The 12,545-nt window shown below is 70.9% G+C and carries 14 protein-coding genes; 8 read left to right on the forward strand and 6 right to left on the reverse strand.

The annotated features are described in order from the left end of the window. Nucleotides 1–615 precede the first annotated feature (615 nt). A complete protein-coding gene (locus ACWGE1_RS02425; protein ID WP_453418697.1) occupies nucleotides 616–1,335 on the reverse strand; it encodes a response regulator in 720 nt (239 codons plus the stop codon). 2 nt (nucleotides 1,336–1,337) lie between these two features. Then, nucleotides 1,338–2,303 (reverse strand): HAMP domain-containing sensor histidine kinase, encoded by a 966-nt coding sequence (locus ACWGE1_RS02430; RefSeq protein ID WP_453418698.1) that lies wholly within the window; start codon nucleotides 2,301–2,303, stop codon nucleotides 1,338–1,340. 291 nt (nucleotides 2,304–2,594) lie between these two features. Between ACWGE1_RS02430 and ACWGE1_RS02435 the strand changes: the two genes are divergently transcribed. From ACWGE1_RS02435 to ACWGE1_RS02450, 4 genes are all read left to right on the forward strand, one after another. Then, entirely contained in the window at nucleotides 2,595–2,924 is a 330-nt protein-coding gene (locus tag ACWGE1_RS02435) for a TraR/DksA family transcriptional regulator (protein ID WP_453418699.1), read from the forward strand. Nucleotides 2,925–2,967: 43 nt separating this feature from the next. Continuing rightward, nucleotides 2,968–3,336, forward strand: a complete 369-nt coding sequence (locus tag ACWGE1_RS02440) for a TraR/DksA family transcriptional regulator (protein WP_453418778.1) — start codon at nucleotides 2,968–2,970, stop codon at nucleotides 3,334–3,336. After that, the gene (locus tag ACWGE1_RS02445; RefSeq protein ID WP_453418700.1) at nucleotides 3,333–4,178 is read left to right on the forward strand and encodes a hypothetical protein; all 846 of its coding nucleotides are present in this window, start codon (nucleotides 3,333–3,335) and stop codon (nucleotides 4,176–4,178) included. The genes ACWGE1_RS02440 and ACWGE1_RS02445 overlap by 4 nt, the downstream gene beginning before the upstream one ends. Nucleotides 4,179–4,431: 253 nt before the next feature. Next, nucleotides 4,432–4,959, forward strand: a complete 528-nt coding sequence (locus tag ACWGE1_RS02450; protein ID WP_453418701.1) for a 2'-5' RNA ligase family protein — start codon at nucleotides 4,432–4,434, stop codon at nucleotides 4,957–4,959. Nucleotides 4,960–5,194: 235 nt separating this feature from the next. Here the strand turns inward: ACWGE1_RS02450 and ACWGE1_RS02455 are convergent, their stop codons facing one another. Next, a complete protein-coding gene (locus tag ACWGE1_RS02455; RefSeq protein ID WP_453418702.1) occupies nucleotides 5,195–5,875 on the reverse strand; it encodes a 2-phosphosulfolactate phosphatase in 681 nt (226 codons plus the stop codon). Nucleotides 5,876–6,100: 225 nt separating this feature from the next. Next, nucleotides 6,101–6,988, reverse strand: coding sequence for a helix-turn-helix domain-containing protein (locus ACWGE1_RS02460; RefSeq protein ID WP_453418703.1), 888 nt, complete (start codon nucleotides 6,986–6,988; stop codon nucleotides 6,101–6,103). A gap of 140 nt (nucleotides 6,989–7,128) precedes the next feature. On the opposite strand from ACWGE1_RS02460, the gene ACWGE1_RS02465 reads away from it, so the two are divergent. Further along, nucleotides 7,129–7,629: an SRPBCC family protein gene (locus tag ACWGE1_RS02465; protein WP_453418704.1), complete on the forward strand. Its 501-nt coding sequence runs from the start codon at nucleotides 7,129–7,131 to the stop codon at nucleotides 7,627–7,629. A gap of 184 nt (nucleotides 7,630–7,813) precedes the next feature. After that, nucleotides 7,814–8,776: a prolyl aminopeptidase gene (gene pip, locus ACWGE1_RS02470; protein ID WP_453418705.1), complete on the forward strand. Its 963-nt coding sequence runs from the start codon at nucleotides 7,814–7,816 to the stop codon at nucleotides 8,774–8,776. 135 nt (nucleotides 8,777–8,911) lie between these two features. On the opposite strand, the gene lepB is transcribed toward pip, so the two are convergent. Together lepB and ACWGE1_RS02480 are read right to left on the reverse strand one after the other, a co-directional pair. Then, nucleotides 8,912–9,493: a signal peptidase I gene (lepB, locus tag ACWGE1_RS02475; RefSeq protein WP_453418706.1), complete on the reverse strand. Its 582-nt coding sequence runs from the start codon at nucleotides 9,491–9,493 to the stop codon at nucleotides 8,912–8,914. A 260-nt stretch (nucleotides 9,494–9,753) separates the two neighbouring features. After that, nucleotides 9,754–10,434 (reverse strand): response regulator, encoded by a 681-nt coding sequence (locus tag ACWGE1_RS02480; RefSeq protein WP_453418707.1) that lies wholly within the window; start codon nucleotides 10,432–10,434, stop codon nucleotides 9,754–9,756. Nucleotides 10,435–10,669: 235 nt separating this feature from the next. Here ACWGE1_RS02480 and ACWGE1_RS02485 point away from each other — a divergent pair, with 235 nt between their 5' ends. Then, nucleotides 10,670–11,608, forward strand: coding sequence for an ABC transporter ATP-binding protein (locus ACWGE1_RS02485; RefSeq protein ID WP_453418708.1), 939 nt, complete (start codon nucleotides 10,670–10,672; stop codon nucleotides 11,606–11,608). Between the two features lie 26 nt (nucleotides 11,609–11,634). Then, nucleotides 11,635–12,426: an ABC transporter permease gene (locus ACWGE1_RS02490; protein WP_453418709.1), complete on the forward strand. Its 792-nt coding sequence runs from the start codon at nucleotides 11,635–11,637 to the stop codon at nucleotides 12,424–12,426. Nucleotides 12,427–12,545: the final 119 nt, after the last annotated feature.

Consider the following 12,545-nt stretch of genomic DNA (forward strand, 5'->3'; position numbering starts at 1 on the left):
CGAGGACCATGCGGCGAACGCGCTCCATGGACGCGCCCATCACCGGCCGGGGCCTGCTCGCTGACTCACGACCCTGTCGCCTCCGGCGACAGGTGTTCGGGGCGGAGCGGAGCGGGGCGCCGGGTGAGGCAGCTGCGTAAGTGAACTCCGACGCACCAGTACGGGCGGCCGGGGCAGCGGCAGTGGCGCGGGGACCGGTGGCGTGGTGGTCCGGGACGGAAGGACGTTCGCCGAGGTGCGCGTACCTGGCCGTGGCCTGGACGGGGCCGCTGTCCGTGTGCGGGTCGGCGGCGCGGAGACCGGTGTGGACCCGCTCCGCGCTTCCCGTCCCTGCCCCTGCCCCTGCCACGGCGGGTAGGGGTGGTTGGCCGGGCAGGACCCGTGCGGCAGAGCCGGCGACCGTCGCCGTCAGGAGGGCGAGGAGCACGCAGAGTGTCGCGGCGAGCCGGTGCTTGGTGGTCGGGACGGTGCGGAGTGCGGAGTGCATGCACCGTCCCCTTTCTGGGTGTCCGGGTGCGGGCGCGGGTGGGTCCGGGCCGGGGGTGGGACCGGGCCGGGGGTGGAGCGGACGGTCGGCGCCCCGGGCTGCGGGAGCAGACGCAGGGAGCCGCGGGGTCAGGGTTCGATGAGCCCGGCGCGGATGGCGTACCTGGTCAGCTCCAGCCGGTCGCGCAGACCGAGCTTGTGCAGCAGGTTGGCCCGGTGACGGTGCACGGTCTTGATGCTGATGAACAAGAGCTCGGCCATCTGCTGTGAGGAGTGCCCCTCGGCCACGAGTTTGAGGACTTCCTCCTCGCGCGGAGTGAGGAGACGGCCGCGGTCGACTTCGCCGTGAAGTCCCTGGTCCACGTAGTTGCGGATCAGGGCGGTGACCGCGCCGGGGTGGAGGAACGGCTCGTTGCGCATCGCGGCCCGGCAGGCGCTGACCAGGTCGCGGTCCGCGACCGATTTCAGTACGTATCCGCAAGCTCCGGCCTTGAGGGCCTGGAACAGGTATTGCTCGTTGTCGTGCATGGTGAGCATCAGGATCTGCAGGTCCGGCCGGAGCGCAGCCAGCTCGCGGGCGGCTTGCAGGCCGGTGAGGCGTGGCATGGTGATGTCGAGGACGGCCAGGTCGATGTCCGTGACCCGGGCCGCCTCGATGGCCTCCGCCCCGTTCCCGGCTTCGGCGACGACCTGGAGGTCGACCTCACGGTCGAGGATCAGGCGAATTCCTCGCCGTACCAGGGCGTGGTCGTCGGCGAGCAGGATGCGGATCGGCCCCGGGGTGGGTGCGGCGGGCGCGGAGGCCGTGTTGGTCGTGTCGGTCCCAGGAGGAAGCGCGGGCTCGGGCATGGTCACGGTTCCTTGGCAGCGGGGGCGGCGAGGCGGATCCGGGTACCGGAACCGGGCGCCGAGGTGAGGTGCAGAGTGGCGCCGGCGAGCAGGGCGCGTTCGCGCATGCCGCGGATCCCGGCACCTTCGCAGGCGGCCCCGATGCCGCGGCCGTCGTCGGCGATCTCCAGCACCACCGCCTCACCGGCACGGTGCAGGCTCACCCCGACGCGGCGCGCGTCCGCGTGGCGGGCCGCGTTCGTCAGGCTCTCCTGCGCCACCCGGTACAGAACGAGTTCGGTCTCCGGCTCCAGGGCGGGGAGACCGGTCTCGAAGTGGCGCACCACGTGCAGACCACTGTGGGTGGAGAAGCCCTGCGTGAGCGAGATCAGGGCGCTGACCAGGCCCAGGTCGTCCAGGACACCCGGGCGCAGACGGCGTACCAGGCGGCGGACCTCGTCCAAGCTGTCGCGGGTGATCTCCCGGGCCTGTTCGAGCTCCTCGCGCAGGGGTGCGTCCGCGGTGTCCGCGGCGCGGCCCAGCACCAGCAGGATCGCGGTCATGCTCTGCCCGACCTCGTCGTGCAGTTCCTGGGCGATCCGTCGGCGCTCCGCCTCCTGGGCGAGCAGCACCCGTGCACTGGACGTGGCCCTTTCGTGCTCCAGCCGCTCCAGCATGGCGTTGAACGCGCAGATCAACTGGCCCATCTCGCCGTCTGCGCCTCCGCCGGTGCCCGGCATGGGCAGACGTTGCCCGGGGCGCAGCAGGTCGACGGTACCCATCAGCCCCTTCAGTCGGTCCAGCGGTGCCAGGCCCCAGCGCAGCAGGGCCGCATTGGCGACCAGCATGACGACCAGGCCGCCCACCAGGATGACCGCCTCGGTCAGCAGTACCGGTACCGAAACGGTCACCGGCGCCCACAGCAGCAGCGCCGTCGCGGCGCCCAGCACCACACCGTTGAGCCCGAAGATCCGCCAGAACAACGACACCGGGGAAACCTCTCTTCCTGCGATTTAGACCTGATCAGCACCACTCTGGCTTCGTTTCTGCGGTCTGTCGATGGGTCTTGACCCCCATATCTCAGACGCCTCACGCAGCCACGTGGTCATCACGGGGCGTGCGAAATGGGGTCTGGCCCCCATGTCCTTCCGACGGGGGGACGGGCAGAGTCGAAGGACCGAACCGCCGGTGCGGTCGGTATCCGCCCATCCACCGCACGCTGCCCACGGACCGGGCGCCACCGCTGCACCCGGAGCCGACGACCCGAAGGGACTCTTCCCGTGCCTCTCGACACTTCCCGGACCAGCCCCCGATCCGACCGGCTGAACACCCACGACGCCCGCCGGCGCCTCGAAGACGCCCGCAGCAGCCGGACGGCTCAACTCCAGGCCCTCCTCGGAGGCGGGCAGAGCGAGGAGGGGCACCTGATGTCCGTGCAGGCCGCAGCCAACAGGCAGGTGCTCAAGGAGATCGAGGAGGCATTCGCCCGCATCGACGACGGTTCCTACGGCACGTGTTCGAGCTGCTCCAGACCCGTCCCCGAAGAACGCCTGGAGATCCTCCCCCACACCCGGTACTGCGTCAGCTGCCAGCACCGCGCCGCCACCTGACCCCGGCCAGTCCGTATGTCCCGCCCTGCTCACAAGGGGTGAAATCGTGAACCACCAGACCATCAGCGGCCCGAGCGCGCACTTGTCGCTCGAGGACCTCGCCGCCATGCAGGAGAACCTGCACGAACAGCTCCTGTTCCGCCAGGAACAGCTGCGCAGGATCACCACTGCATCCCGGACGGAGGAGCTGCGCCAGCGCCGTTCCCCGGCACGGATCGAGGTGGAGGTCAAACTCGCCGCCTCGGCCCGTATGGTCCTCGCCGATGTCCAGGCAGCGCTGCACCGCATCGCCGAAGGCCGCTACGGCACCTGCCACCTGTGTCAGCGCCCGATCGACCGGGGACGCTTGACCGTCGTGCCGCAGGCCCGCTACTGCGCACGCTGCCAGCAAGTACGGGAGGCCGGGCGATGAGCGCCGCCCGCCGACCCGGCGTTGCCCCGGCCAGCGGGCACCGGCCTCGGCCCCTGTGCCCACGATGCCCCGGCCTCGCCCTCGACCTGGGCAGTGCCCGTACGCGGGCCTGGATCACTGGACGTGGAGTGGTCCTCGACGTGCCCACCATCGCCCTGCCCGAAGCCAGGGTCGTGCACCCGACCCAGCGGGGCGCATTCGGGGACGTACCCGAAAGAGCCCGGACGCTCGACCGACTGCTCGGCCGACTGCTCGGCCGCCACATGCCGCCCGGCGCTCGCCCCCTGGTCGTGGTCGCCACACCTGTGTTGCACGGCCCCGCATACCGGGAGCAGGCCCGCGCCGTCGTACGGGGTCTGCTCCCGCGAGCGGTCCTGACCGTACCCACCGCGCGCGCCATCGCTCTCGCAGCGGACGCCGATCTCAGCCAGCCTCTGTTGGTGGCGGACATCGGCGCCCACCTCAGCGAGGTCGTCCTCCTGGTCGACGGCGCCGTCGTCGATGCACGTAGTACCGCCCTGGGTACCGGCGATCCGGTCGGCGCCGACGCTTCCGAGGAGCTCAGTGGCACGGTCGTCGCCATGGTCACCTCCATGCTCCGCCAGGACCGCACCGCACTGACCGCCACCGCCCTGAAACGGGGCGCGCTCCTGGCCGGCTGCGGTGCGCTGCGCCCCGACCTCGCCCCTCGGCTCATGGCCGGTCTCCGGGCGCCGCTGACGGCAGTGCGTGCGCCGGACACCGCCGCGCTCCGCGGCGCCGCCGGACTCCTTCGGTCCGCGCACGCCCATCCTGCGGTCCGGGCCACGTCCGGGACCGGATTCGGTCCGACGTTCAGCTGAGCACGGCCGTCTTCGCCGATGAGAGCGCGGAGCACCATCCGGCACGGAACCCGTTGAAGTCGCCCTCAGAGGGGTGACACCAGATCGAAGGAACCCACCGGCGCACCACTCGGGGTGGTCCAGAAGGCGAGCGTGTCCTTCCGGCCCGGCGCTCCGTGACACCACGTCAGGCAGCTTGGGCCACACCCGCAACCGCTCCGCAACCCCAGCCCGACGTTCTCGGGTCCCGTACCTGGCCTGCGATGATGATGGAGTGCCAGATCCAGGGACCACTGCCGTCGTGATCGTTCTGCCCGATGCCGCCCCGCTCCTCGATGCGGCGTCGTGCATCGACCCGTCTCTGGTGCGTCGTGGGGTGCCGGCGCACGTCTCGCTCCTCTACCCGTTCGTGCCGGAATCAACGCTCACAGATCAGGACGAGGAGGGCGTACGTTCCCTGGCGGCGAGCTTTCCGGCCGCTGATCTGCTCCTGGAGGAGCTCGTGACGGCGTCCGGCTTCGTCGCCGTCACCGTTCCGGAACTCCAGCCGCTCGTTGATGCGTTCCGCGACCGGTGGCCCGGATTGCGCCCGTACAGCGGCCGCTTCGGGGCACGGCCCGCCGCCCATGTCACGGTCGCCATGGGTGCAGACAACCCGACAGCCTCCGCCCATCTCCGCACTGCGGTCGGCAACCTGCTGCCTCTGCGCACCCGTGCGGCCGCTGTCCAGCTGGTGGTGCTGACGGAGGAAGGCTGGCGGCCGCGGTTCACCGCGCCGCTCGGCGGCCCGCACGGACGCTGACCCCCGCCCGACAGCCCCCTGACGATCTGCGCAGGCGGGACGGCCGCGGCCGCCGAGCCGCCGAGCCGCCGAGCCGCCGCCCGCGCGTCTACCCGGAACCGCCCAAGCCGAAGGCTCCGTGGCGCCCCTCTGAAAGATCTCCTCGATGCTCTGACGATGGCCGGACTGAAGTTCTTCGATGCAATGCCCGAACTCGCCCCCGGACAGTTCATACGCAGAAGCGCGACAGGAGCTCTCAGCCGGATCCGCCCCACGGACGCAGGACCATGAGCGAGCCTTCCGAGGTCGCCACCATGGCAAAGGGGAACCGGTCCACCTCAAGGCAGAGCGCAACGTCGTCAGGATGGACTCCCTGCCGCACGCCCTCCGCCAGCTCGGCGGCGGCGCGGGATTCGGCAGCGCGGCGGAGGAAGTCAGCTGCATCCGTCCCAGCCCCGGTGGCCCTCCGGGCGATGTATTGAGCGCACGCCAGATCTTCTTCGGCATGCCCATCTTCGCCAGTGACCACGAACGTGACACTGCCACTCATGCGCGTCCGCAGGAGCCGAGCTGTCGCTTCCGCCACCACGAAGCTGGCGCACAGCACCAGCGACGCCTCCTTGACCGCAAGGGCGCCGACCGTTCCTGCCGTCGTCTTCTGCACGACGGTCCGTCCGCCGAGGTCAACAGACCGCAGCAGGCCCGGCGAGTTGACCAGATCGAACCCGGGCGCGGGCGGACCGTCCTTGAGCGCCACCCAATCCGGGTGACGGGCCTTGAGCGCCAGGGCTTCGTCCAGCGACTCAGCAAGAACGATCTCTTCTGCCCCCTGAGCGAAAGCCCAGGCAGCCACGGTGAAAGCACGCATGACGTCGACCACGACCGCCACGGACGGGACTTCACACAGATCTGCTATGCCAAGGAATCGAGTGTCCATGCTGTCATGATCGTGCATGCCCGACCCGAGGCACCCGGAGTCGAGGACGAATGACCGGCAACATCCGGTGAGACGCCGGGTCGAAGTGCGCGGCGATGCGCGCACAGCTCAACGGGGGCGGAGACGGCCGACGCGACGCCGGTGGCCGGCGGCCGGCGGCCGCCAGTGCCCAGGTGGATGGGCAGGCGCCGGCCCGGAAGTCGGCCCGGCGACCGGTGGTGTGTCTCAGCCGGCGTCGGCCAGGGTTCCGGGTCGCGCCGGGACATCCTGCGAGGTGACCTGGCCGAGGAGGGCCAGCGCGGTCCGCGCGGGCGAGCCGGCCTCCGTGGTGGCGACCACGATGTTCTGGCCCGGGCCCTGGCTCAAGGTCTGCTGAGTGACGGTCAGTGGGCCGAGCAGCGGATGCCGCATCTCGTAGGTGGCGACGGCGCAGGCCTTGACGCGATGGTCGGCCCACATCGAGGCGAAATCCGTGCTCTTCGCGCTCAGTTCACCCACCAGAGCGTGAAGGGCGGTGTCGTCCGGATGTTGACCTGCCACCAGACGTAGATTCCCCACCACGGCCCGGGCCTTGGTCGGCCAGTCCGCGTACAGGTCGCGGGTATGCGCGTCGAGGAACACCAGCCGGGCCATGTTGGGTCGCTCCGCCGGCCGGTCCGGGACGCCCGGGTCCAGGTGTCCGGCGAACAGCGCATGCCCCAGCCGGTTCCACGCCAGGACGTCACTGCGGCGGCCTGTCACGATCGCCGGAACGTGGGCCAGCGCGTCCAGCAGCTGGCCGGTCGCCTCCGTCACCCGCTCCGGGGCAGGCCGCCGGCCACGGTCGGGGCCCTTGGCGGACCGGGCCAGGTCGTGCAGGTGCAGGCGCTCGGTCTCCTCCAGCCTCAGAGCCCCGGCGATCGAGTCCAGCACCTGCGGCGACGCGTTCCGGGACTGCCCCTGTTCCAGCCGGGTGTAGTAGGAGACGCTCACCCCTGCCAGCAGCGCCAGCTCCTCGCGCCGAAGACCTGGCACGCGCCGCCGCTCCCCGTAGGTGAGCAACCCGATCTCCTCAGGTAGCAGTTGGGAGCGCCGTATCTGCAGGAAGTCCCCGAGCCCCACTTTTCCGTTCATGGATCCGAGTATGGGTCGAGGCCCACCGCACAGCCTGCCCCTGGCGGGGATAGGCACCATCGGGTCTGGCTCGCCGCCAGGACCGGTGATGACGTAGGCGGAGCCGACCAGGCACCACCCCACACATCCAGGAGGACGCCTTGAGCGCGATCACCGGCGAGCACGACCTCTTCGAGGTTCTGGACGCATCCGCATTCGCCTTCACCCGGCGCGCATGGGTCGATGCCGAACCCGCCCGTGTCTATGACCTCGTCAGTGACGTGTCGGGGATCAGCCGCTGGAGCCCCAACGCCACCGACGTCACCTTCGACCAAGGCGCCGGGCCCCGGGTCGGGGCCTGGTTCAGCGGCCGCAATCACAAAGACGGCAGGCAGTGGACCACACGCTCCCAGGTTGTACGAGCGGACCCCGGCGCCGCCTTCGCCTTCATCGTCGGCGGCGCCGAGGACGGCATCGTGCAATGGAGCTGGACCTGCCACCCCCAGGGACGCGGAACCGTCGTCGAACAGTCCTGGCAACTCCTGCGTCTCGACCCCCTGCTCGGCACCACCCGCGGCGACCTCGTTGCACTCCGCGACTACATGGCGAACAGTGTTGAGACCACGCTGATCGCGCTCGCCCAATGGGTTGCCGAAGTGTGAGGTGCCGACCGGGGCTTCGCCGGTCTCGTCCTCCTCCTCAGCAACGCAACCCGGTCCCCTCCGGCGCATCATTCCGTGCACAGGGAGGGGCCACCGGAGCCCGGCTCCGTGCGCGGGGCAAGCCGCTGCTGGAGAGTCTGGGAGCCTTGTTCGTGTTGCATTCAGTTACCAGGAGGTCTGGGAGATGGGCGAGTTGTACCCGCCGGTTGAGCCGTACGAGAAGGGGATGCTCGACGTCGGCGACGGCAACCTCGTGTACTGGGAGGTCTGCGGCAACCCGGACGGCAAGCCCGCCCTCGTCGTCCACGGCGGACCGGGATCAGGATGCGGGACCGCGGCACGCCAGTACTTCGACCCGGACCGCTACCGGGTCGTCCTGTTCGACCAACGCGGCTGTGGCCGCAGCACCCCCCACGCAAGCGAACCCACGACCGACATGCGGCACAACACCACCCAGCACCTGATCGCCGACATGGAGCGGCTTCGGAATCACCTGGGTATCGACCGCTGGCTGCTCCACGGAGGCTCGTGGGGATCCACGCTGATCCTGGCCTACGCCGAGACCTACCCGGAGCGGGTGTCGCAGATCGTCATCCCCGCCGTCACCACCACCCGGCGCTCCGAGATCGACTGGCTCTACCGCGGAGCGGGCCGCTTCTTCCCCGAGCAATGGGAACGCTTCCTCGCGGGATCCGGTGGCACACCGCGGGACGGCGACATCGTCGCGGCCTACGCCCGCCTGATGGAACACCCGGACGCCGCAGTACGGGAGAAGGCCACGGCCGACTGGTGCGCCTGGGAGGACGCGGTCCTGTCCGGGGAAACGAACGGCGCCTCCAACCCCTACGGCGACCGCCCGCCGGCCGCGCAACTGGCCCTGGTCCGCATCTGCTCCCGCTACTTCGCCCACGGCGCCTGGCTGGAAGAAGGCGCGCTCCTGCGCGATGCGCACCGCCTGACCGGCATTCCGGGGGTGCTGGTCCACGGCAGGCTCGACCTGGCCGGCCCACTGGACACCGCATGGGAACTCGCCCGCGCCTGGCCCGATGCCGAGCTGACCGTCGTCGACAACGCAGGCCATCTGGGCAACGACACGACCCGCGCCCATGTACTCGGGGCACTCGACCGATTCGCTCGCCGGGAATGAGATCGGACCGCCCAGCGAGTCACTGGCACCTCACACGTCGCCGACCGCTGACACTCCCCTGTCGCCCGACACCTTCACCACCCGTCCAGCGTTTCACCGACGCCGCCCAGCCGGAAGAACACCGTGCCCGGGCCCTCAGACTCCCGGCACCTGCACCGTGTCCACCGTCGGTGCCGCGGCCGTCACCGCTCGTCGGCGCAACCCCAGCGCGGCAACGCCGGACAGCGCGCCCAGGAACAGCAACCCACCGCCGGCGGGCACGGCCGACCGCAGGCTGACGACCAGCGGGTCGTCCTCGTCGATGAGCGCGCCCTTCACCGCCGACAGGGGCACGGTGCCGCCCTCCGCCTCCTTGAACCGGTAGCGGGAGTCGGCGGAGTTGCCGCGGTTGTCGCCCAGCAGGAACAGCCGTCCCTCGGGCACCTTGACGCTGAACGCCCCGGGCGACCCTGCCACCGGGTCGCCGTTCAGGACGTACGGCTCCTCCAGCGGCCTCCCGTTCAAGGTCAGTGTCCGGTCCCCGGGGGTGTAGGCGATGAGGTCGCCGCCCACTGCGACCACCCGCTCCACGGCCAGGTATCGCTCACCCCAGGCTGCGGCGTCGCAAAGCACCACGTCGCCGCGGTCCACACCGGTGATCAACAGGTTGAAGACCATCGATCCGCCTGCCGGATGGGACGGCCTCATGTGGTCCGACGGCATGACCTTGGTCGGCATGAAGAAATACCCTCCGAGGCCCCCGACACAGCTCAGAGCCCCGCCCAACACCAGCAGTGCCACCGCTGCCACCCCGAGACGACGTCCCGGCCCCCGGCCCTGCGTTCCCACGATCACGCCCTGCTCTCCTCGCTCCGATGTGCGCCCGAACTGTACGGGGCCCCGGCGCGAGGAACGCCGACGGGGTCCCGTAGCGTGGAAGCGTGCATGCCGTGGCAGCACGGTGTTCTTCGTCGTGACCGTCCGGGCAGGGGCGCAAGTCAGCCGGGGTGCGGCCCGGTCAGGCCCGCCTCGTGGGCGGCGACGGCCGCCTCCACTCGGTTGCGAGCGCCCAGTTTCGTCAGGACGGCGCTGACGTGTGCTTTCACCGTGCCCTCGACGAGGTGCAGTCGGCCCGCTATCTCCGCGTTGGACAGTCCTGTGGCGAGCCCTGCCAGGACGTCGCGCTCCCGTTGCGTGAGCCGGTCCAGGGAGCGGTGGGGGTGTGCCGTGCGGTGGGCGCGCATTCCGGCGATGACCCGGCCGGCTACCCGGGGAGAGAGATAGGCGCCGCCGGCGCCGACCGCCCGTACGCCGTTGAGGAGTTCCCTGGGGTCGTCCGCCTTGAGCAGGAAACCGTCGGCCCCTTCCTCCAGTGCTCGGGTGATGTAGTCGTCCTGGCCGAAGGTCGTCAGCATGATCACACCGACGGCCGTCGGTTCCTGGCGGAGCCGGGCCACCGTCGTCAGTCCGTCGAGGCCCGGCATCTGGATGTCCAACAGGACCACGTCGGGCCGGTGTCGGCGGGTGAGTGCGAGGGCCTGATTGCCGTCGCCCGCCTCGGCGACCACATCGATGTGCGGGTCCCGGGCCAGGATGGCGCGTACGCCGGCCCGGACCATCGCCTCGTCGTCGGCCACCAGGACGCGTACGGGCCGGCTGTTCGGTGTCGTCTCTTCCACGCGAGGAGCCTACGGCCGGCTCACGGCCGTGCCGACGGCAAGCACCGGAGTTCCGACCCGGGGTGGGGTGCTCCCCCGACGAAAGGCAGGACGCGCCTTCCTTTCGGCCCATGGGCGTCGACAGTGGGCGCTCGTAGCGTCCTGCCGTACGGCATCGCAGCGAACTTCCGCGCTCCTCGCGCCTCGTTCTGCGTCCCGTGCGCCGAGCCTTCTGACCGACAGCAGAGGAAACCCTGTGATCAGCCTCCGAGGACTGACCAAACGCTACGGCGACACGCTGGCCGTGGACGATCTGACGCTCACCGTCCAGGCCGGCCGGGTGACCGGCTTCCTCGGCCCCAACGGGGCCGGGAAGTCCACCACGATGCGCATGATCCTGGGTCTCGACCACCCCACGCGCGGCCGGGCCCTGATCGCCGGACGACCCTATGCGGACCTGCGCCGGCCCCTGCGGGCCGTCGGGGCCGTGCTGGACGCCCGCGCGGTCCACCCGGCCCGCTCCGGCCGTGCCCACTTGCTCGCCCAGGCCAGGGCCAACGCCATTCCGGCACGCCGGGTGGACGAGGTACTGGAGGCGGTCGGCCTGGCCAAGGCGGCCCGCAGGCCGGCCGGAACGTACTCGCTGGGCATGAGCGGGCGGCTCGGCGTGGCGGGCGCCCTGCTCGGCGACCCTCCGGTGCTGATCCTGGACGAACCGGTGAACGGCCTCGACCCCGACGGTGTGCAGTGGATCCGCCGGCTCGTGCGGGACCGGGCGGCGGAGGGGCGCACCGTGTTCCTCTCCAGCCATCTGATGAGCGAGATGGAGGTGACGGCCGATCACCTCGTCGTCATCGGGCGGGGACGGCTGCTGAGCGACTCCTCCCTGGTGGAGTTCCTGGCCGCCGCGTCGCCTGCCGCGGCGCAGGTCTCGGTGCCCGACGCGGAAGGGCGGTCCACGCTGGTCCGCTGTCTGACGGCGGCCGACGGCGTCACCGTGGAGATGTCCGCGTCGGGGGAGCTCGCCGTGGGTGGCATGAGCGCGGCCGAGGTCGGTGACCTCGCCCACCACTGCGGCGTTCGGCTGCACGCGCTGAGCGACGTGAGGGTTTCGCTGGAGCGGGCGTACATGAACCTGACCGCGCGGAGCGTCGAGTACGCGTCCGGCGCCGCTGAGGAGAGGGGACAGCAGTGATCACCGCGACGTCATCCGGAGGGCCGATGCCTGCGCCGCCGCAGGAGGAGCACGAGGCTCCAGGGCGGAGCACGCCCGGTGGACTCGCCGGGGCACTGGCATGCGAGTGGACGAAGCTCTGGTCCGTCCGGGCCGCCTGCCTCTGTCTTCTGGCCGGGCTAGCGGTCACGACCGTGTTCACTTACTACTACGCCTCGATCGCCCGCATCAACGAACAGCCGGTCCAGCCCGTGGGAAAGGCCGCGGCCGCCTCCGCCGTCGTCACCCAGTTCGCCGTCGTCATCCTGGCCACGGTCGCGGTGACTTCGGAATATACGACGGGGACCATGCGGTCCTCCCTGCTGTGGGTGCCGCGGCGGCAGCGGGTCCAGGCGGCGAAGGCGCTGGTGACGGGCACGGTCGCATTCCTCAGCGGTGCCGTGTTCGCCGTGGTGGGCACGGTCGTCGCCTGGATGGCGTTCGACGGGCGGGCCTCGTTCGATGCCGGCACGGTCGTCGGTCAGATCCTCGCGATCGGGGTCTATCAGGCGCTCGTCGCCGTACTCACCGTCGGTGTGGCCTTCTCCGCACGGCACCCGGCCGGCGCGCTGTCGATCCTCGTCGCCCTGCTGTGGGCGCTGCCGAGCGTGCTCCTGGGGCTCGGCAGCGACACCCTCGCGGCCGTGAACGACGCCCTGCCGTACGGAGCGGGCGACCACCTCATGCGCGCCGGCGGCGACGGCCCGTACTCCACGGGGACAGCCGTCCTCATCGTCGCCGCGTGGACCGCGGCCGCGCACGTGACCGGCCTGTACCTGCTGCGCCGCAGGGATGCCTGACCTGGGCCGCAGGGACGCCCGACAGCGGGATCGGCGCCGTGGCGGGCACCTGTCGGCGGCCGACGCGGGCGGGTACCCCGTGCACGTCCCGGAGAATCGACGCGAAGCACGTCCCGACA

The organism is Streptomyces sp. NPDC054932 (assembly GCF_053610205.1).

Excerpts from the sequence above, each read along its gene's own strand:
- ACWGE1_RS02425 (WP_453418697.1), bottom strand. The coding sequence starts at position 1,335 with ATGCCCGAGCCCGCGCTTCCTCCTGGGACCGACACGACCAACACGGCC.
- ACWGE1_RS02445 (WP_453418700.1), top strand. The coding sequence starts at position 3,333 with ATGAGCGCCGCCCGCCGACCCGGCGTTGCCCCGGCCAGCGGGCACCGG.
- ACWGE1_RS02455 (WP_453418702.1), bottom strand. The coding sequence starts at position 5,875 with ATGGACACTCGATTCCTTGGCATAGCAGATCTGTGTGAAGTCCCGTCC.
- ACWGE1_RS02460 (WP_453418703.1), bottom strand. The coding sequence starts at position 6,988 with ATGAACGGAAAAGTGGGGCTCGGGGACTTCCTGCAGATACGGCGCTCC.
- pip (WP_453418705.1), top strand. The coding sequence starts at position 7,814 with ATGGGCGAGTTGTACCCGCCGGTTGAGCCGTACGAGAAGGGGATGCTC.
- lepB (WP_453418706.1), bottom strand. The coding sequence starts at position 9,493 with ATGCCGACCAAGGTCATGCCGTCGGACCACATGAGGCCGTCCCATCCG.
- ACWGE1_RS02490 (WP_453418709.1), top strand. The coding sequence starts at position 11,635 with ATGCCTGCGCCGCCGCAGGAGGAGCACGAGGCTCCAGGGCGGAGCACG.